The sequence below is a fragment of the Micromonospora sp. NBC_00617 genome (assembly GCF_045161355.1).
In the GTDB taxonomy this organism is placed as follows: domain Bacteria; phylum Actinomycetota; class Actinomycetes; order Mycobacteriales; family Micromonosporaceae; genus Micromonospora.
Map to the genome: position 1 here is coordinate 4,120,496 of NZ_CP107751.1, position 18,791 is coordinate 4,139,286.

An 18,791-nucleotide genomic window follows, 5' to 3' on the forward strand; every position below is an offset into this window, starting at 1 on the left:
CGACCGCTCAACCGGCAGCGGCCACCGGGCCGGTCACCGCCGGGGCGTCCGCGGTCGGCAGGGTGACCGTCACCTCCAGGCCGCCGCCGGGCTGGGCGATCACCCGGACGGTGCCGCCGTGCGCCTGGCAGACCGCCCGGACGATGGACAGGCCCAGGCCGGAGCCGCGCGCCCCGGTGCGTTCCCGGCCACCGCGCCGGAACGGCTCGAACAACCCGGGCACGTCGGCCTGGTCGACCTCGAACCCGGTGTTGCCCACCACCAGCCACGAGCGGTCGCCGTCGGTGCCGGTACGCACCCAGAGCCGACCGTGCAGGTGGTTGTAGCGGACGGCGTTCTCGATCAGGTTGCCGGCCAGCCGGTCGAGCAACCCCGGATCGCCGACCACCGGCGCGGATTCCAGCAACGTCTGCACGCGCAGGCCGATCCGCTCCACCTCGCGGCGCATCGCCGACAGCGCGTTGGCGGTGCCCGTCGCGAGGTCGCACTCGGTGCGCCGACCGAGGCGCCGCCCGGCCTGCGCCTCGCTGCGGGCCAGCACCAGCAGCGCGTCCACCAGGCTGTTCGCCCGCTCCGAGGCGTCCCGGACGACGGTCGCCATCCGGCGGTACTCGGCGGCGTCCGCGTCGTCGTCGCTGAGCGTCACGTCGATCTCGGTCCGCATGACGGCGAGCGGGGTCCGCAGCTCGTGCGAGGCGTTGGCCACGAAGCGCTTCTGCGCCTCGAACGCGGACGCGATCCGGTCCAGCATCGCGTCGAACGTCTTGGCCAGCTCGGCGACCTCGTCGTCCGCGCCCGAGTAGCCGATCCGCTGGTCCAGCGTCGCCTCGCCGAGCCGCTGGGCGGTCGCGGTGACCTGGTGCAGGGGTCGCAGCGCCCGGCCGGCCACGGCGTACGCGCCGGCCACCCCGACCACGCTGATCGCCAACAGCGCGACCAGGCCCTTGGCCAGCAGCTCCCCGGAGGCGGCGTCGACCAGCTCCCGCTGCCACTGGGCCGCGTCCATCCGCCCACCGTCGGACAGCAGCACCGTCGTCCCGGGCAGCAGCTCGTCGGTGGGCCGCAGCGCGTCACGGACCAGCAGCCAGGCCAGCAGCACCAGGATCGCGCCGGCGCCGACCAGCAGCACCCCGTTGAGCAGCGTCAGCCGCAACCGCAGGGTGGGTCGCAACCGCCCCGGCCGGCTCACGGCAGGACCTCGGCCGTGCGGTAACCCGCCCCCACCACCGTCTCGATCAACGGCGGGTCGCCGAGCTTGCGACGCAGCGTCATGACGGTCACCCGGACGATGGTGGTGAACGGGTCGGTGTTGGCGTCCCACACCCGCTCCAACAGCTCCTCGCTGGACACCACCGCGCCGCGGGCCTTGAGCAGCTCACTGAGCACGCCGAACTCCTTGTTCGTCAGGTCCATCGGCACACCGGCGCGGGTGGCGACCCGGCGGGCCGGGTCCAGCACCAGGTCCGCCAGTTCGAGAACCGGCGGCGCGGCCGGGGTGGCCCGCCGGCCCAACGCCTGCACCCGGGCGACCAACTCGTCGAACGCGAACGGTTTGGGCAGGTAGTCGTCCGCCCCGAGCTGCAACCCCTCCACCCGGTCGGCCACGGTGCCGCTCGCGGTCAGCATCAGCACCCGGGTCAGCGCCCCGGAGGCGGCGAGGTCGGCGCAGATCTGGTCGCCGTGCACGCCGGGCAGGTCGCGGTCGAGCACCACCACGTCGTACCGGGTGACGAACGCCGCCTCGTGGCCGGCGTCGCCGTCGTACGCCACGTCCACCGCCATGCCCCGCTTGCGCAACCCGCGCGCGATCGCGTCGGCGAGGTTGCGTTCGTCCTCCACCACCAGTACCCGCATCCCGGCCTCCTCGCTGCTGACCACCGACAACCTAGTGCCGGCGGGCAACAATCCTCCCTCGCCGCCCGGACCGACCCACCGGTGGTCAGCGGGGCAACCGCCACAGCCCGTACGCGCTGTCATGGCGCCGGCAGACCAGCCGCCCGGTGCGGGCCTGACAGTCCCCGGTCGCGTCCCGCAACACGTCCAGCGTCCGTGCCCGGCCACCGGTGACGTCCAGCTCGGCGACGAGCAGACCCCCGTCGGGATGGCGGCGTACGCCGATCAGCGGGTCGCCGAGGGCGAACCGGGCCAGCTCCCACCGACCCAGCTCGGCCACCACCCGGCCGGTCGGTGGGTCGAGCACGACGATCTCCTCCGCACCCGGCCCGGCGCTGCTCACCGTCGTGGCCACCAGCCGACCGGCGTAGGGCCAGACCCGCCCCCAGCGCTCGCTCCCCCAGAGGTCCCGGCCGGTGGCGGCGTCGAGCGCCCGCAGCCCGCCGGAGCGGGTCTGCAGGCAGACGACGACGCCGCAGTCCGACGCGTACAGCGCCTCGCCGGCCGGCACGCGCCACCGTTGGCGCAGGTCGTCGAGCCCGTACGCGGTGGTTGTGGCCGACGGACCGCCGATGGTGAGCAGCAGGTCGTCCGCCAGTTGCACCGACACGCCGGACGTACCCCCGCCAGCGCCGAGGTCGGCGCGGGCCAGCACCGCGCCGGTGGTCGGGTCGCGGACCTCGGTCGACCCGCCCAGGCGGACGACGAGCAGGCGGTCCACCCCGTGCTCGCCGTCGCGGAGGACGAACATGCCCAGCGCCATCGTGAGCGTCCCCTGGCTGTCCGGGCCGACCTCGTGGCCGGTGACCAGCAGTGTCTCGCCCTGCTGCGCGACTCCCCAGTACCGGCCCTCGGTCGGCAACGGCACCTGCCAGGCCGGCTCGCCGCCGGGCAGCCGGGTGGCGGTGAGCCGCCGCTGCCCTGTCCGGCCGAACGGCTCGACGAGGACGAAGAGGTCGTCCGAGACCAACGCCTCGGTGCCGAGCTCTGCCGGCAGCGTCACCACCTCACGCCGGTTGAACGGCCCCGAACCGGAGAGGCCGGCGAGCACCAGCAGCAGGACCAGCGCGCAGCGCAGGGGCCGTTGCCGGGCCAGCGGCGGGCGGGGCAGCCGGACGCTGTCGAGGTCCGGCCCGTGCCGCAGCTCCCCGAGGTCGATCACTGGGCCGGTCACCGGGACAACCGCCACAGCGCGGTCGAGCCGTCGACGCGGCGGCAGAGCAGGACGGGCAGCGCCGCCTGGCACCCGCCGACCACGCCCGGCAACACGTCCAGGATCCGCGCCCGACCGGCGGTGAGGTCCAGCTCGGCGACGACGAGCCGGCCGTCGGGCGTCGACCGTACGCCGATCAGCGGATCATCGCGGCGTAGCTGGTCCACCAGCTGCCACCGGCCCAGCTCAGCGCGTTCCCGCCCGGTCTGCGCGTCCCGCACCGCGTACCGTTGCTCGGGCGTGGTCACCAGCAACATGTCCCGCCGGACGTCGACCAACGTGTCCGGCCCCGGGTCCGACCAGCGAACGGCGCCGGTGGCGGGGTCGATGGTCTGGATGGTGCCGGTCTGCTGGACCGTGCAGAGCAGACCTGCGCACGGCACCGCCCATGCCACCAGCGGCAGCGAGGACGTCCACACCGGGTCCAGTCCGGGCAGCCGGAAGGCGACCAGCCCGGTGCTGCCGGGCGGAACGAGCAGCACGAGGTCATCCACGACCTGCACCCGCTGGAACGCTGACCGGGCACCGGGCAACGTGTCGACGCTGCGCAGCAGGTCGCCGCTGCCGGCGTCGTACACCTGCAGCTCACCAGTCGGCTGGACGAACACGATCTGGTCGATCTGGCCCGCCGGTCCGTGGTAGTCGGGGCTGCCGGACGGGATGGGCACCGACCAGAGCACCCGGCCGGTGTCGGGCACCACCCGGCTCACCGTGCCCGGCCCGTCGCCCAGGTCGTTCGCGAGGAGCATGCCCCCGTCGGCCGTTCGCTGGGCGATTCCCGGCTGGCGCCAGCGCCGCCGGCCCGTCCCGGCGTCGAAGGCGGTGGTCTCCAGCACCCCGTTCGCGGTGCTGGCACCCACCGTCAGCAGCATCCCGCGGTCGGCCCAGACCGCCATGAAGTCACCGCTGCGTTCCAGCGGCGCGCGCCACCGGCGCCGCACGCTGTCCCCGCCCGTCGGCCCGGGACGGCGGTACGCGGTCAGGTACCGGTCGCCGATGGGAGTCGACGTGTCGACCACGACGACGGCGTCCTCGGTGAGGTACACCGAGGCGCCCGGCGAGGCCGGCACCGACGTCACGATCCGTTGCCGCACCGGGGTCGCGCCGGCCAGCGTGACGAGGGCCAGCAGCAGCACCGCCATGCTGCGCAGCCGGCGGCCGGCGGCGCGCGGTCGGCGGACGCTCGGCCGCGACTCGGGCTCGTCCCGGACCTCGCCCAGCTCGATGATCGACAAAGACCGTCCCTCCATCGCCGGCGAGGTCGGCCGGGGGCGGCCCCGGCAAACCGGCCGGGGGCGTACCGGCCCGGCAGAAGCGACGCATCCTCGCCTGTACGATGGCGCGTCGTGGCTGTGCCGGTGGTAGACCCCTCGCTGAATCCCGTGACCGACGCTGAGCCGGCCGAGGTCGAGCCGACACGGCGCCCTCGCCGCCGTCCGGCCCGAGCCGACCTGTTGGCCCTCGGAGCCTATGTGGTGCTGGGCGTCTTCGTCTGCCTCCACTACTGGGGGGACGTGACCGGTCGGGTGTCCTCGCACCTGCCCACCGACCACAGCTGGTTCGAGTGGCTGTTCGCGCACGGCGCGTACTCGGTGCGGCACCTGGAGAACCCGCTGTTCACGGCCCGGCAGAACGCCCCGGACGGGGTGAACATGATGGCCAACACCTCGCTGCTCGGGGTGACCCTGCCGCTGTCGCCCCTGACGATGCTGTTCGGCCCCCAGGTCACGTACGCGCTCTATCTGGGTGGCGCTCTGGCGGCCACCGCCGGCACCGCCTACTGGATGCTCTCGCGGCACCTGGTGCGCTCCCGGGCGGCGGCCTTCGTCGGCGGGGCGTTCCTCGGCTTCGCGCCGGGCATCATCCACCACGCCAACGGCCAGCCCAACTTCGTGTCCAACTTCCTGCTGCCGTTGATCGTGGTGCGGGTGCTGCGGATGGGCGAGCCGGGCCGGTGGCGGCGCAACGGGTTGGTGCTCGGGGTGCTGGTGGTCTACCAGATCTTCATCAACGAGGAGATGCTGCTGCTCACCGCGCTCGCCTGCCTGGTCGTCGTGCTGGCGTACGCGGTGCAGCGGCCACGGGCGGCGCGCGCCGCGGCCGGGACGTTCCTGGCCGGGCTGGGCGTCGCCGGCGGGCTGGCCCTGCTGCTGGCGGCGTACCCGATCTGGTTCCAGTTCAACGGCCCGCAGTCCTACCGCGGGTTGCAGGGTGGCGTGTTCCACAACTGGGGCGAGGACCTGGTCGCCTTCGTGACCTTCGCCCGCGACACCTGGGCGGGCGACCCGGCGGTCGAGCAGACGATCGGCATGACCGAGCAGAACACCTGGTTCGGCTGGCCGTTGGTGCTGCTGTCGGTGGTGGCCCTTGTGCTGCTGGTGCGCCGTTCGCTGGCCGCCCGGATCGTCGCGGTGCTGATCGTGGTCTTCACGGTGGCCGCGATCGGGCCGCGGGTGCGCTTCGACGGAGTGGAGACCGGGGTGCGCGGCCCCTGGTCGTACGTACCGGACGACCTGCCGCTGGTCGAGATGATGATGCCGACCCGGTTGACCCTGGTGGTCGCCGCCGCGGTGGGCGTACTGCTGGCGCTGACCTGGGACGCCGCGGCCCGGCAGGGCCGTCCGGTGGCCGCGCCGGCCCGCGTGCCGGCCCCGCGCGCCGGAGAGCCGGCGACCGCCGCAGAGGCGGCGACGTCCGACGATCAGGGCGCCACCGCGCCGGTCGCGCCGCGACGCCGGTGGCTGCGCCCGCTGGGGTACGCGGCGGTCACCCTCGCCCTGCTGCCGCTTGTCCCCCGGCCGCTGCCGGCCCAGCAGATCGACCCGCCGCCGCACTTCATCACCGCCGGCGGCTGGCGGCCGTACGTGCCGCAGGGCCGGACCCTCGTGCCGGTGCCGATCCCGAGCAACGTGCACGGCCTGCCCACGCTGCGTTGGAGTGCCCTGACCGGGCAGGAGTTCCCCGTCCCGGGCGGCTACTTCATCGGCCCCAACGAGCTGGGCGAGGGCGTCTTCGGCGCACCGAACCGGCCCACCAGCAGCCTCATCTACGCCACGATGGACGCCGGCGCGGTCCCCGTCCTCACCGACGAGAACCGCCGTCAGGCCGTCGAGGACCTCCGGTTCTGGCGGGCGTCGGTGGTGGTGCTCGGCGCACACCCGCGCGAGGCGGTGCTGCGCGAACTGGTCACCGCACTGATCGGGCCGCCGCAGCGCGTCGACGACGTCTGGGTCTGGAACGTCCGCACGCTGGTGGATCAGCGCTAGCCGACCAACGTCCGGACGTCCCACACCCACCCGCCGTCGACCGGACGGCCGGGGCCGAGCAGTTCCTCGACGGTCCGACGGACCGGTTCGCCGTGCGTCAACCGGCCGAGCACCACCACGCCCGCCCGCCAGTGCCGCAGGTCGTCGACGGCCCGACGACGGTCGGCCTCGGTGAGCACCGGCACCGTGCCGGTCTCGGCGACCCGGCGCAGCAGCACGGCGGTCGTTCGGTCCGGGGCGCCCCAGCGGGCCGCCGGGTCGTCCGGACCGCTCGGCCCGATGAAATACCCGCCCGGGGCGCGGAACGCCAGGCCGGTGCGGGCGGACCAGAGCATCACCGGGCTCAGCGCGGCGCCGGTCACCGGGGGCACCGCCACCACGGTCCGGCCCGGAGGCACCAGCGCCCGCCACCCGCCGTCGGCGACGAACCCCGGCAGCGGCGCGACCGGCACCGCCCGGATCGGCGTCGGCGTCAGCGGCAGCAGCGCGGCGGCCACCGCGCCCGCCCCCAGCAGTCGTACCGGCAGTCCCGGCACGGCCGGTGACCGGCGAGCCGCCCGCACCCGGTCCACGAAGAGCGCCACCAGGACACCCAGCACCGGCACGCAGACCAGCGCGAACCGGGCCGGCACCGCGAGGTCGAGCAGCGGCAGCCCGGCGACCAGCCGGTACGGGCCCGCGACGCCGGTGGCGGTGCCGTCCACCCGCAGCTCGGTGCCGAGCGACAGCAGGGCGAAGACGACACCGCAGCCGGCCAGCGCCCGGACCAGCGGCCGTCGCCACAGCCAGATCACGATGACCACGGCGAGCACCAGCAGCCCGGGGCCGAAGAACGAGTTCTCCTCGGTCGGGTTCGGTGCGAGCAGCCCCGGCAGCCAGTCGTCACCGAGCACGGTCTGCCGGGCCGACGCGGTGAACGACGCGGCGTCGAGCTGGAAGCCGTGCGCGGCGAAGGCCATTCCGGTGTAGTGCTGCGGCCCGTGGAACTGGAACCACAGGGGGTACGCCAGCAGCGTCACCGCCACCACGCCCGCCACCGCGAGCCGGCCGAGCAGGGACGGCGCGAGGCGGCGGGCCGCAGCCCGGTCGGCGAGGGCGTAGCCCAGCGCGAACACCCCGGCGGCGAGCGCCAGGAAGACGAGCACCTCCTCGCCGATGAACACCTGCCACACGAGCAGCAGCCCGAGGCCGACACCGGGCCGCCACACCCCGCGCGGGCTCGACCCGGGACGGAACACCAGGGCGAGGATCGCCGGTAGCAGGAACTGGGCGGCCACGTGCAGATGAGCTCCGGCCTGGGCGACAATGCCGGGGGCGAAGCCACAGACCAGCCCGCCGAGCGCCGCCGCACAGCGGGCGGTGACCAGTCGACGCCGCAGCAGCGCGTACCAGGCCGTGGCGGTGCCGGCGAGGCAGCAGACCACCGCCACGCAGAACGCCACCTGCGAGCCGAACAGCAGCGTGACCGGGGCCAGCGGGACACCGAGGCCGAGCACCGAGGTGTTCGCCATCAGGTTGACGCCGTCCGGCGCGTTCAGGGCGGTGCTGTAGAGCGGGTTCTCCCCCGCGACGACGGCGTGCGCCGCGTGGGCCAGCATCCACTCGAAGAGCACCTGGTCACCGGCCTGGTGGAACAGCCGGCCGGGGCGGCCCCACTGTGCGCTGGTCAGCAGCACCGCCAGCCCCAGGTAGCCGGCGATGACCAACGCGTCCGTCAGCCACGCCGGCCGGGGTGGGCGCGCGGTCGGCGGCCCGACCGTCGCTGCCGTCGTCGCCGTCGGCGACGACGTTCCCGTGGACATCAGACCGAGCGGTCGGTCAGCGTCCGAACGTCCCACACCCAGACGTCCAGCTCCTGCCGGCCGGGGCCGACCAGCTCCTCGACGGTACGCCGCAGCGGTTCGACGTGCTGCTGACGGACCGGCAGCACCAGGATCGCCGCGTGCCAGTGCCGCAGCTCGTCGGTGCAGCGCCGACGCTGCCGGTCGTCCAGCTTGGGGGTCCGGCCGGTGGTCGCCACCTCCTCCAGCAGCTGGCCCACCCCGCTGGGCCGGCCGCCGAACCGACCGGGGTCGCCGGTGTTGCCGTTGCGGGGGGCGAGGAAGTAGCCACCCGGGATCTTGAAGTCGAGGTTGGTGGCCGCCGCCCAGCGCATGCCGTGCGTGTTGCCCATGCTGGGCACCGGGATCGGCACGAGCGTCTGGTCCGGGCCGACGTACGCCCGCCAGCGGTCGGCGGTGATGAACTCCGGCACCGGCGGCCGGGAAACCATCCGCAGCGGCATCGGGGCGATCGGCAGCAGCGCGAACGCCAGGCCGGCGGCGGTGAGCGTCCGGACGGTACGCCGGTCGGCCGGGCGCAGCGCCCAGGCCCGCTCGACGGCGAGCGCGAGCAGCAGACCGATGACCACCGTGGTGATCAGGCCGAACCGGGTCGGCACGACCGCGTCCAGCAGGGGCAGGTGCACCAGCAGCTCCCACGGCCCGGTGATCAGCTCCCGGTCCCACCAGGAGATCCGCTCGCCGAGGGAGAGCAGGGCGAAGAAGCCACCGGTCGCGGCGAGCGCCCGCACGACCATCTCCCGACGCAGCCACACCACGACGGCGACGGCGAGCAGCGACAGGCTCCAGCCGAAGAAGGCGTTCTCCTCGGAGTAGTTCGGGGCCAGGTTGACGTTGGCCCGCTGGTTGCCGCCGAGGGTGGCCGAGCCGGGGGCGAAGAAGGCGGCGATGTCGTTGCCGTAGTCCTGCACGGCGTCGCTGAGCCCGTGGTACGCCATCGGCCCGACGAACTGCACGTACAGCGGGTACGCCAGCAGCGCCCCGGCCAGCAACGCGCACGCGGCCAGGCCGGCGGCCAGCGGTCGCCACGCCGCCCGCCAGCGGGCCGGTTCCTGCGCCACCACCGCGAGCAGGAAGATCCCGCAGGCCAGCGCCGTGAAGAGCAGGATCTCCTCGTTGATGAACGCCTGCGCGGTGACGAGCAGGGCCAGCAGGGCGCCGTCGAGGACCGGCCGGCGCGAGCGGGTGAGCACCAGCACCCGCCAGACGATGAACGGCAGCAGGAACTGGCTGATGATGTTCGGGTGCCAACTGGCGTGCGAGAGCATCGCCGGGGAGAACCCGCAGAACCAGCCGCCCGCCGCGGCGGCGAGCGGCGTACGCACGACGTGGCGGCGGAGCATGAGGTACCAGGCCATCGCGGTGCCGGCGAGGCCGAGCGTCACCAGCACCACGAAGGACACCGCCGGCCCGAACAGCAGGGTCACCGGCACCATCGGGATGCCCAGCGCCAGCACCGCCGTGTTGGCCATCAGGTTGACGCCGTCGGGATAGTTGAACTGCTCGGTGTAGAACGGGTATTCGCCGTGCAGCACCACCCGCACCGAATGGGCGAGGAAGAACTGCACCTGGGCCGGGTCTCCGGTGTAGAGCGACGCCACCCGGCCGGCCGGGTCCAGCCAGATCCGGCTGGTCACCCAGAGCGCGGCGAGCAGGAAAAGCCCGCCGACCGCCAGGTGCTGCCGTCGGCGGGTCCAGCGGGCCCACCGACGTCGGCGCGGCCCGGCGGCCCCCTCGTCGCCGTCGCCCTGGGCAGGTACGCCGGCCGGGGCGACTTCGACGGGTACACCAGCCGGGGTGGCTCTGACCAGCGGCGCTGGCGGGGTCTCGGCCGGCGGCGCCGGTGGGGCCTCGACCGGCGGCGCCGGTGGGGCCTCGACCGGCGCGGCGGCGACCGCCGTCGTGGCGGGCTCGGGCTCGCGCCCAACGGTGCGCACGCGGGCGCCGGCGTGGGAGGCCGGAGCAGCGGAGCCGCCGGAAGCGCCGACGGCCCTGGCCCGGGAAGCGGTGGGAGTGTGGTGGCTCACTGTCTCGTCGGGGCCGGCCGCCTCCCGGTGCGGCGCGGACAGGGCGCGGGACTCGGCAGGCGTCACAGTCGGCGGAGTCTACCCGAGCGGCGAAAAGGCACTAAAGCCCCGGTGACGTCCATTGTGGTGGGTGCAGGACCGGCCAGCGACGGGGTCGCGTCGGACATCTCGTACTATGGCGCTTTCCCACAACGACGGCGAGGCGATCGGGGGCGGATCAGGTGACTCCGGGCCGCCGGCACGGCAGGGCGCTCAGCGTCCTGCTGACCGCGCTGTTGACCGCGACCGCGTGCGGTCCCGTCGCGGAGCGCACGCCCCGCGACCTGCGGGTGGGGTACGACAGCCTCGACGGCACGCTGGCGGTGTGGCCGCCTCGGGGCGACCTGGCCGGTGATGCGGCGGCGACGGCGGCGGTCACCAGGGCCGTCCGCGACTGGCGCTCGCCGGCCGACGACCGGGCGCACCTGCCCTCGTCCGGCATCCTCTTCTCGGGTCGGGTCGACGGGGCGCCGGTGGCCCTGGTCGCGGCCGACGTGCCCGGCGAGAGCGCGTCCTGGCTGCTGCAACTCGCCGGCGACGGCGGCCGGTACGCGATCGCCCGCGCCACCGAGTACACCGACCCCGGCTACCTGGTCTACTCCGACGTGCTGCCGGTGCAGACGGCCGGTGGTCGGCGCTATCTGGTCTCCGCCCGGGTGCAGCAGTTGCTCGGGCCGCAGGGCCGGGCGCTGACCGTCGCCGACGGCCTCAGCGCCCCGGTCGACGTGCCGGCCTGCACCGCGGTCGGCGTGACGGCGACGCTGCGGGCCACCGAGTCGCTGCCCCGTGGGCGGGCCGCCGACCGGCTGCTCGACCTGGGCACCGGCACGACCGACCCGCGCTATCCGCTGGTCCGTGACGAGTCCGGCGCGGGCCGGCGGGCGCTCACCGGCCTGGACACCTGCGTGCTGGCCGGTGAGCGGGGTCCGTTCGGCAGCATCCCGCGCCGGATCGGCGACCGGGACGCGCCGAAGTCGGTGCCGACGTCCTGGCCGATGGCGAAGCTCTCGGTCCGTTCACTCGGTGAGGTGGCTCTGGGCGGCGGCGAGCCGGCCGAGTTGCAGCAGCTCAGCTGGGCTACCGACGCCGGCACGATGACCGCGGTCGTCTACCGGCCGGCGGACGGGAGCGCGCCGGTGGTCTCGCCGGCCGACCGGGCCACGCCGTTGCAGACGTACCAGCTGCCGGTGCCCGGCCAGCCGCTGGTGGTGCTCAGCTGGCGGGCCACCCGGGACAGCTCCCTCTCGGTGCCGCCCGGCACCCCGCTGCTGGTGGAGCGCCCCGGCCTGGTGGTCGTCCCCGAGCCGGAACGCACCCAGACCTACAGCCTGGCCAACACCGACAAGACCCACTACCGCTCAGTAAGCCCCCGCCCCCGCTAACAGCCCCGGCCCCGGCCCCGGCCCCGGCCCCGGCCCCGGCGATCTTGCACTTTCTGCTGTGACATAAGGCGCGAAAAGGTGCGTTACGACAACCGAAAGTGCAAGATCGGCGCGGAGAGGGGCGGGAGACCGCGCGGAGGAGTCGAAGTAGCGCGCAGGGACGGCGGGCGCGTCCCGGAGAGGGACGCGCCCGCCTTCGTGACGTTTCAGGGACTAGTTCTGGACTGCGGTCTTGCTGGGGGTCAGCCGGTCCGGGGTGGCGTCCAGGCCGGAGACCCAGCCGGTGACGTTCCGGGCGACGTCCTGGGCGGTCAGGCCGAGGTCGGCGAGGATCTGCGCGCGAGTGCCGTGCGGGTGCCAGTCGGCCGGTACGCCCAGGTCCTTGAGCGGCACCCGGACGTCGGCGTCGCGCATGGCCTGGCCGAGGGCGTCGCCGACACCGCCGACGCGGACGCCGTCCTCGACGCTGACCACGAGCCGGTGCCGGGCGGCCAGCTCGACCAGCTCGGCCGGCACCGGGCGGACCCACCGGGGGTCGACGACGGTGACCCCGTAGCCGTGCTCGGCGACCCGGGCCGCGACCTCCATGCCCAGCTGCCCGAAGGAGCCGACGGCGACGAGCAGCACGTCGGTACGCGCCGACTCGGCCAGCACGTCGACCGGGCCGACCCGACGCACGGCCGGCAGGTCCGCGGCGACCGTGCCGGTGGGGAACCGCACGACGGTCGGGCCATCGTCGACGGCCAGCGCCTCGCGCAGCTCCTCGCGCAGTGTGGCGGCGTCCCGGGGAGCCGCGATCCGCAGACCCGGCACCACACCGAAGACCGACATGTCCCAGATGCCGTAGTGGCTGGGGCCGTCCGGGCCGGTGATGCCCGCCCGGTCCAGCACGAAGGTCACCGGCAGCTTGTGCATCGCCACGTCCAGCAGGACCTGGTCGAAGGCGCGGTTGAGGAAGGTGGCGTAGACCGCGACCACCGGGTGCAGCCCGCCCAGCGCCAGACCGGCCGCCGAGGTGGCGGCGTGCTGCTCGGCGATGCCCACGTCGTACACCCGCTCGGGGTACTTGCGGGCCAGCTTGGCGATGCCGGTCGGCTCGGCCATGGCGGCGGTGATGCCCACCACGTCCGGGCGCTCGTCGGCGATGGCCAGCAACTCGTCGGCGAAGACGTGGGTCCACTTCACCGCCGGGGCGGCCAGCAGGGCGCCGGTCTCCACGTCGAAGGCGCCGCCGGGGCCGTGCAGGCAGTCCGCCTCGTCCTCCTCGGCGGGGCGGTAGCCGTAGCCCTTGCGGGTGACCGCGTGCACGATCACCGGCCCGCCGAAGTTCTTCGCCGCGCGCAGCGCCGACTCGACGGCCGCCACGTCGTGCCCGTCCACCGGGCCGACGTACTTGATGCCGAGGTCCTCGAACATGGCCTGCGGGGCGACCGCGTCCTTGATGCCCTTCTTGACCGCGTGCAGCACCTCGTACATCGGCTTGCCGACCAGCGGCGTGGAGCCCAGGGCGTCCTTGACCGTGTCGAGGACCTTCTCGTAGCCGGGGTTGAGCCGCAGCGAGGAGAGGTGGTCGGCGAGGCCGCCGATGGTCGGCGAGTAGGACCGCCCGTTGTCGTTGACCACGATGACGAGGGAGTTGCCGGCGGTGGCGATGTTGTTCAGCGCCTCCCAGCACATGCCGCCGGTCAGCGCGCCGTCACCGACCACGGCCACGACGCTGCGCGCCTCGCCCCGCAGGGCGTACGCCTTGGCCAGGCCGTCGGCGTAGGAGAGCGCGGTGGAGGCGTGCGAGTTCTCGATGAGGTCGTGCTCGCTCTCCGCCTGGCTGGGGTAGCCGGAGAGGCCACCGCGCTGACGGAGCTTGTCGAAGCCGGCCTGGCGCCCGGTGAGGATCTTGTGCACGTACGCCTGGTGGCCGGTGTCGAACAGGAGCCGGTCCCGAGGGGAGTCGAAGACGCGGTGCATGGCCAGCGTCAGCTCGACCACACCGAGGTTGGGCCCGACGTGCCCGCCGGTGCGGGAGACCTTGGCGATCAGAAAGTCCCGGATCTCGGCGGCGAGCACATCCAGCTCCTCGCCCGACATCCGCTTGACGTCCTGCGGACCGCGTACCGTCCCCAGCAACCGACCGTGGTTGGCCGTGTCCTCTTCAACACTCATGACCGGAGAGTCTATCGGCCGTCCGACACTCCGCAGCCTGGCCCGAGCCGCGCGCACCGCGGCGGGCCGCTGAGCGCCTGGTCAGGGTCGATCCACAACGGGAGCGTCGACGGGCAGCAGGAGCCCCACCAGCTCGACGTGCTGGGTCATCGGAAACAGGTCGAAGGCGCGCAGCGCGGCCAGCCGCCAGCCCCGCTCGGCGAAGGTGCGCACGTCCCGGGCGAAGGCGGCCGGGTCGCAGGCCACGTACGCGACGGCCCGCGGACCGGCGGCGGCCAGCGCGCGCACCACCGGGGCGCCGGCGCCCGAGCGCGGCGGGTCGAGCACCACCACGTCGACCGGGCCGGTGATCCGTCGACGAGCCAGCGCGGTCTCCACCCGGGCCGCCACCACCTCCACGCGGGGCAGGTCGGCCAGGTTTTCCCGGGCGGCGGCGACGCCCTGCGCGGCGGCCTCCACCAGGGTCACCCGACCGGACGCGCCGACCCGGGCGGCCAGCCCGGCGGCGAACAGCCCGGCGCCGCCGTAGAGGTCCCAGGCCACCTCGCCCGGCCGCGGGTCGAGCAGCTCCAGCACGGCCGTGGACAGGGTGTCCGCCGCCGCCGGGTGCACCTGCCAGAAGGCGGACGCGGGCAGCGCCCAGTCCCGGCCGGCGGCCACCTCGCGGACCTCGGTCGGCCCGCTCACCGGCGTGGCCACCCCGTCGCGGACCTCGGCGACGCTCACGTCCCCGCCGGTGCTGGCGACGGTCTCCACCGCCTCGGCCGCCGGCCAGCGCGTGCCGGTCGGGGTGAGCACCGGTAGCTGCTGGATGGCCGGGTGGGCGATCCGGCAGCGGTCGATCGGCACGACCTCGTGCGAGCGGTGCTTGAGCAGGCCGGCGCGGTCCGCGGCGTCGACCGCGTAGCGGACCCGCGAACGCCAGCCCAGCGGCCCGCCCGGCAGCGCCTCGACCTGGACGCCCAGCCGGTCCAGCTCGGCGTCGGCGAGCCCGCCGAGGCGGACCAACTGCTCGCGCACCACGGCGGTCTTCCAGGCCAGCTGCGCGTCCGGGGCGACGTGTTGCAGATCGCAGCCGCCGCAGGCGCCCGGCCTCGCGTACGGGCAGGGCGGCTCCACCCGGTCCGGTGACGGGTCCAGCACGGTCACGGCGTCGGCCCGGACGAACCCCCGGTGCACCTCGGTGACCTCGGCGATCACCCGCTCGCCGGGCAGCGCGTGCCGGACGAACACCACCTGCCCCTCCACCCGGGCCACGCAGTGCCCGCCGGGGGCGACCGCGTCGACGGTCAGCTCGACCCGCTCCGCCTCCGCCAGGCCCCGTTCGGTCGCCACGGACGGCGCGGTCCGCTCAGTCACGGCCGTTCCCGACCGTTTCGCTGTCCACCGGGCCGGACTCGTCCGGCGGCGGTGCGGTGACCACGGGTGGCACGGTGCCCCGCGGCCCGCGCGCGGGGGTACGGGAGAGCGTGGCGTCCAGCCGGTCCAGGTTCTTGCTGGCGGTCGAGGCGAGCTGCCACGGAACGCTGACCACCATCACCCCCGGTTCGAAGAGCAGCCGACCCTTGAGGCGCAGCGCGCTCTGGTTGTGCAGCAGGTTCTCCCACCAGCGCCCCACCACGTACTCGGGGATGAAGACGGTGACGACGTCGCGCGGTGACGTACGACGGGTCGAGGCGACGAAGTCCAGGATCGGCCGGGTGATCTCCCGGTACGGCGAGTCGACCACGGTGAGCGGGATCGCCATCTCCCGCCGCTCCCAGTCGGCCTGCAGGTCGCGGGTGTCCTTCTCGTCCACGTTGACGGTCACCGCGGTCAGCGTGTCCGGCCGGGTGGCCCGGGCGTACGCGATGGCTCGCAGCGTCGGCTGGTGCAGCTTGCTGACCAGCACGATCGCGTGGTTCCGGGCGGGCAGCACGGCCCGGCCCTCGTCCGGCGGGGTCAGCTCGGTGGCGACCCGGTCGTAGTGCCGGCGGATGGCCAGCATCAGCGCGTAGATCACCGCCATCGCCGCGATCGCGATCCAGGCGCCGAGCAGGAACTTGGTGATCAGGACGATCACCAGCACCGTGCCGGTCAGCCCCATGCCGAAGGTGTTGATGGCCCGGGAGCGGTGCATCCGCTTTCGCGCCTCCGGGTCCCGCTCGGTGCGCAGGCGTCGGTTCCAGTGTCGGATCATGCCGGCCTGGGAGACGGTGAACGAGACGAAGACGCCGACGATGTAGAGCTGGATGAGGCGGGTCACCTCGGCCTGGAACCCGACGATCAGCACGATCGCGAAGAGGGCGAGGGAGGTGATGCCGTTGGAGAAGGCCAGCCGGTCGCCCCGGGTGTGGAACTGGCGGGGCAGGTAGCGGTCCTGGGCGAGGATCGAGCCGAGCACCGGGAAACCGTTGAACGCGGTGTTCGCGGCCAGGAAGAGGATGAGCGCGGTCACCCCGGCCACCACGTAGAGCAGGAACGAGCCGGAGCCGAAGACCGTCTCGCCGAGCTGGGTGGTCACCGTCTTCTGCACGTACCCCTCGGGGCCCGAGACGATCTGCAGGGCCGGGTCCTCGACGAACTGCAGGCGGGTCAACCGGGCCAGCCAGATGATCCCGACGAGCAGGGTCACCGCGATCACGCCCAGCAGCAGCAGCGTGGTGGCGGCGTTGCGGCTCTTCGGCGCCTTGAACGCGGGCACGCCGTTGGCGATCGCCTCCACGCCGGTGAGCGCGGCGGCGCCCGAGCTGAACGTCCGCAGCAGCAGGAAGACCAGCGCGAAACCGGTCACACTGTGCTCGGCCTGGATGACCAGGCCGGCGCTGGGCGCACGGAGTTCGTCACCCAGCACGAAGACGCGGAACAGCCCGGTGAGCAGCATTCCGCCCATCACGATCACGAAGCCGTACGTGGGGATGGCGAACGCGGTGCCCGACTCGCGCAGCCCGCGCAGGTTGACGGCGGTCAGCAGGACCACCGCGAGCACCGCGATCATGACCTTGTGGGTGGCCACGAACGGCACCACCGAGCCGAGGTTCGCCACGCCGGAGGAGACCGACACGGCCACCGTGAGCACGTAGTCGACCAGCAGGGCGCTGGCCACCCCGACCCCGAACTTCGGTCCGAGGTTGACTGTGGCCACCTCGTAGTCGCCGCCGCCGGAGGGGTAGGCGTGCACGTTCTGCCGGTAGCTGGCCACCACCGTGAGCATCACCACGACCACCGCGAGGGCGATCCAGGGGGAGAACAGGAACGCCGACGCCCCGGCGATGGACAGGGTCAGCAGGATCTCGTCAGGCGCGTACGCGACGCTGGACAGCGCGTCGGAGGCGAACACGGGCAGCGCGATGCGCTTCGGCAGGAGGGTGTGCTGCAGTCGGTCGGACCGGAACGGTCGACCGAGGAGCAGTCGCTTCAGCAGCGAGGTGGGTCTGGCCACGAACGCCAAGGGTACGACCACCACGGTGAGAACGCGGGGGTGGGCGATCAGGGGTGGCGGGCAGGACGCGGTACGGTCGGTCCCGCTGTCGACCCGGACGTGGCAGGCTCGGATTCGGAGCCACCGGCGGCGAGAGGGCCAGCGGCAGCGGTACGCACCTTGGGAGGGACAGCGTGCACGTCGTGATCATGGGATGTGGCCGGGTCGGGTCGACCCTCGCCCACAGCCTGGAGTCCCGGGGGCACTCGGTGGCCGTGATCGACCAGGACGCCGACGCCTTCCGCCGCCTCGGCCCCGACTTCGCCGGAATCACGGTGACCGGGGCGGGTTTCGACGGCGAGGTGCTGCGCCAGGCCGGGATCGAGCGCGCGGACGCCTTCGCGGCCGTCTCCAGCGGCGACAACTCCAACATCATCTCGGCGCGGTTGGCCCGTGAGACGTTCGGCGTGTCCCGGGTCGCGGCCCGGATCTACGACCAGCGCCGGGCCCAGGTCTACGAGCGGCTGGGCATTCCCACGGTGGCGACGGTGCGCTGGACGGCCGACCGGATGCTGCGGCACCTCGTCCCCGAGGGCAACGTGGAGATCTTCCGCGACCCGACGAGCACCGTGTCGATCGTCGAGGTCCCGGTGCACAAGGAGTGGATCGGTCGGCCGGTGCGCGTCCTGGAGGAGGCATCCGGCGCGCGGGTGGCCTACCTGATCCGCTTCGGCATCGGCACGCTGCCCACCGCGTCCACCGTCGTGCAGGAGGGCGACCAGGTGTTCGTGCTGGTCAGCGACGACATCGTGGCGACGGTCACGTCGGTGGCGGCGACCCCGCCGGAAGGGGGGCACTGAGCCATGCGGATCGCCATCGCGGGCGCCGGCAACGTGGGCCGCTCGATCGCCCAGGAGCTGATCGAGAACGGCCACCAGGTGATGCTGATCGAACGGCAGCCGAAGATGCTCCGCCCGGACCGGGTTCCGGCCGCCGAGTGGGTGCTCGCCGACGCGTGCGAGGTTGCCAGCCTGGAGGAGGCCAACGTCGCCGGCTGCGACGTGGTGGTCGCGGCGACGGGTGACGACAAGACCAACCTGGTGCTGTCGCTGCTGGCCAAGACCGAGTTCGCGGTGCCTCGGGTGGTGGCTCGGGTCAACCGGGCGGAGAACGAGTGGCTCTTCACCGAGCAGTGGGGCGTCGACGTCGCGGTGAGCAAGCCGCGGGTGATGGCCGCCCTGGTCGAGGAGGCGGTCACGGTCGGCGACCTGGTCCGGTTGATGACCTTCCGGCAGGGCGAGGCCAACCTCGTCGAGATCACCCTCCCGCCGGCCGCTCCCTACGTCGGTCAGCCCCTGCACGCGGTGCCGCTGCCTCGCGACTCCGCCCTGGTGGCGATCCTGCGCGGCAAGCGCGTCCTGGTGCCCAGCCCGGACGACCCCATCGAGGCCGGCGACGAGCTGATCTTCGTCTGCACCGCCGAGGTGGAGGACGACGTCCGCGCGGTCATCCTCGGCCCGGACAGCGTCGAGCGGACCCGCGGCTCACACTGAGCCGCGGGGCGCGGGTG

The 18,791-nt window shown here is 73.8% G+C and carries 13 protein-coding genes; 4 read left to right on the top strand and 9 right to left on the bottom strand.

All coding sequences use genetic code 11. The annotated features are described in order from the left end of the window. Positions 1-7: 7 nt before the first annotated feature. The 4 genes from OG505_RS18855 to OG505_RS18870 all read right to left on the bottom strand — a co-directional run bounded on the left by OG505_RS18855 (position 8) and on the right by OG505_RS18870 (position 4,341). Positions 8-1,189 (bottom strand): sensor histidine kinase, encoded by a 1,182-nt coding sequence (locus OG505_RS18855; RefSeq protein WP_405426150.1) that lies wholly within the window; start codon positions 1,187-1,189, stop codon positions 8-10. Continuing rightward, the gene (locus OG505_RS18860; protein WP_039907546.1) at positions 1,186-1,854 is read right to left on the bottom strand and encodes a response regulator transcription factor; all 669 of its coding nucleotides are present in this window, start codon (positions 1,852-1,854) and stop codon (positions 1,186-1,188) included. Before OG505_RS18860 ends, OG505_RS18855 begins: the two co-directional genes overlap by 4 nt. Positions 1,855-1,939: 85 nt before the next feature. Further along, positions 1,940-3,067 carry a PQQ-binding-like beta-propeller repeat protein gene (locus OG505_RS18865; RefSeq protein ID WP_405426152.1) on the bottom strand — a complete coding sequence of 376 codons (1,128 nt, stop codon included), beginning with the start codon at positions 3,065-3,067 and terminating at the stop codon, positions 1,940-1,942. Then, positions 3,064-4,341 carry a PQQ-binding-like beta-propeller repeat protein gene (locus OG505_RS18870; protein WP_405426154.1) on the bottom strand — a complete coding sequence of 426 codons (1,278 nt, stop codon included), beginning with the start codon at positions 4,339-4,341 and terminating at the stop codon, positions 3,064-3,066. The genes OG505_RS18865 and OG505_RS18870 overlap by 4 nt, the downstream gene beginning before the upstream one ends. Before the next feature lie 123 nt (positions 4,342-4,464). Here OG505_RS18870 and OG505_RS18875 point away from each other — a divergent pair, with 123 nt between their 5' ends. After that, positions 4,465-6,372, top strand: a complete 1,908-nt coding sequence (locus OG505_RS18875) for a hypothetical protein (RefSeq protein ID WP_405434579.1) — start codon at positions 4,465-4,467, stop codon at positions 6,370-6,372. On the opposite strand, the gene OG505_RS18880 is transcribed toward OG505_RS18875, so the two are convergent. Then, positions 6,369-8,174 (bottom strand): hypothetical protein, encoded by a 1,806-nt coding sequence (locus OG505_RS18880; protein ID WP_405426156.1) that lies wholly within the window; start codon positions 8,172-8,174, stop codon positions 6,369-6,371. The genes OG505_RS18875 and OG505_RS18880 overlap by 4 nt on opposite strands. Next, entirely contained in the window at positions 8,174-10,024 is a 1,851-nt protein-coding gene (locus OG505_RS18885) for a hypothetical protein (protein ID WP_405434580.1), read from the bottom strand. Before OG505_RS18885 ends, OG505_RS18880 begins: the two co-directional genes overlap by 1 nt. 437 nt (positions 10,025-10,461) lie before the next feature. Between OG505_RS18885 and OG505_RS18890 the strand changes: the two genes are divergently transcribed. Next, positions 10,462-11,661 carry a hypothetical protein gene (locus OG505_RS18890; RefSeq protein WP_405426158.1) on the top strand — a complete coding sequence of 400 codons (1,200 nt, stop codon included), beginning with the start codon at positions 10,462-10,464 and terminating at the stop codon, positions 11,659-11,661. Positions 11,662-11,874: 213 nt separating this feature from the next. Here the strand turns inward: OG505_RS18890 and dxs are convergent, their stop codons facing one another. From dxs to OG505_RS18905, 3 genes are all read right to left on the bottom strand, one after another. Then, a complete protein-coding gene (gene dxs / locus OG505_RS18895) occupies positions 11,875-13,821 on the bottom strand; it encodes a 1-deoxy-D-xylulose-5-phosphate synthase (RefSeq protein ID WP_405426159.1) in 1,947 nt (648 codons plus the stop codon). 81 nt (positions 13,822-13,902) lie between these two features. After that, positions 13,903-15,180, bottom strand: coding sequence for a class I SAM-dependent RNA methyltransferase (locus OG505_RS18900; RefSeq protein ID WP_405426161.1), 1,278 nt, complete (start codon positions 15,178-15,180; stop codon positions 13,903-13,905). Then, the gene (locus OG505_RS18905) at positions 15,173-17,242 is read right to left on the bottom strand and encodes an APC family permease (protein ID WP_405426163.1); all 2,070 of its coding nucleotides are present in this window, start codon (positions 17,240-17,242) and stop codon (positions 15,173-15,175) included. Before OG505_RS18905 ends, OG505_RS18900 begins: the two co-directional genes overlap by 8 nt. A gap of 173 nt (positions 17,243-17,415) precedes the next feature. Here OG505_RS18905 and OG505_RS18910 point away from each other — a divergent pair, with 173 nt between their 5' ends. Together OG505_RS18910 and OG505_RS18915 are read left to right on the top strand one after the other, a co-directional pair. Next, the gene (locus tag OG505_RS18910) at positions 17,416-18,081 is read left to right on the top strand and encodes a potassium channel family protein (RefSeq protein WP_405426165.1); all 666 of its coding nucleotides are present in this window, start codon (positions 17,416-17,418) and stop codon (positions 18,079-18,081) included. A 3-nt stretch (positions 18,082-18,084) separates the two neighbouring features. Continuing rightward, positions 18,085-18,774, top strand: coding sequence for a potassium channel family protein (locus tag OG505_RS18915; protein WP_405426167.1), 690 nt, complete (start codon positions 18,085-18,087; stop codon positions 18,772-18,774). Positions 18,775-18,791: the final 17 nt, after the last annotated feature.

Coding starts and splice junctions, on each gene's coding strand:
- OG505_RS18880 (WP_405426156.1), bottom strand. CDS start 8,174: ATGTCCACGGGAACGTCGTCGCCGACGGCGACGACGGCAGCGACGGTC.
- dxs (WP_405426159.1), bottom strand. CDS start 13,821: ATGAGTGTTGAAGAGGACACGGCCAACCACGGTCGGTTGCTGGGGACG.
- OG505_RS18860 (WP_039907546.1), bottom strand. CDS start 1,854: ATGCGGGTACTGGTGGTGGAGGACGAACGCAACCTCGCCGACGCGATC.
- OG505_RS18915 (WP_405426167.1), top strand. CDS start 18,085: ATGCGGATCGCCATCGCGGGCGCCGGCAACGTGGGCCGCTCGATCGCC.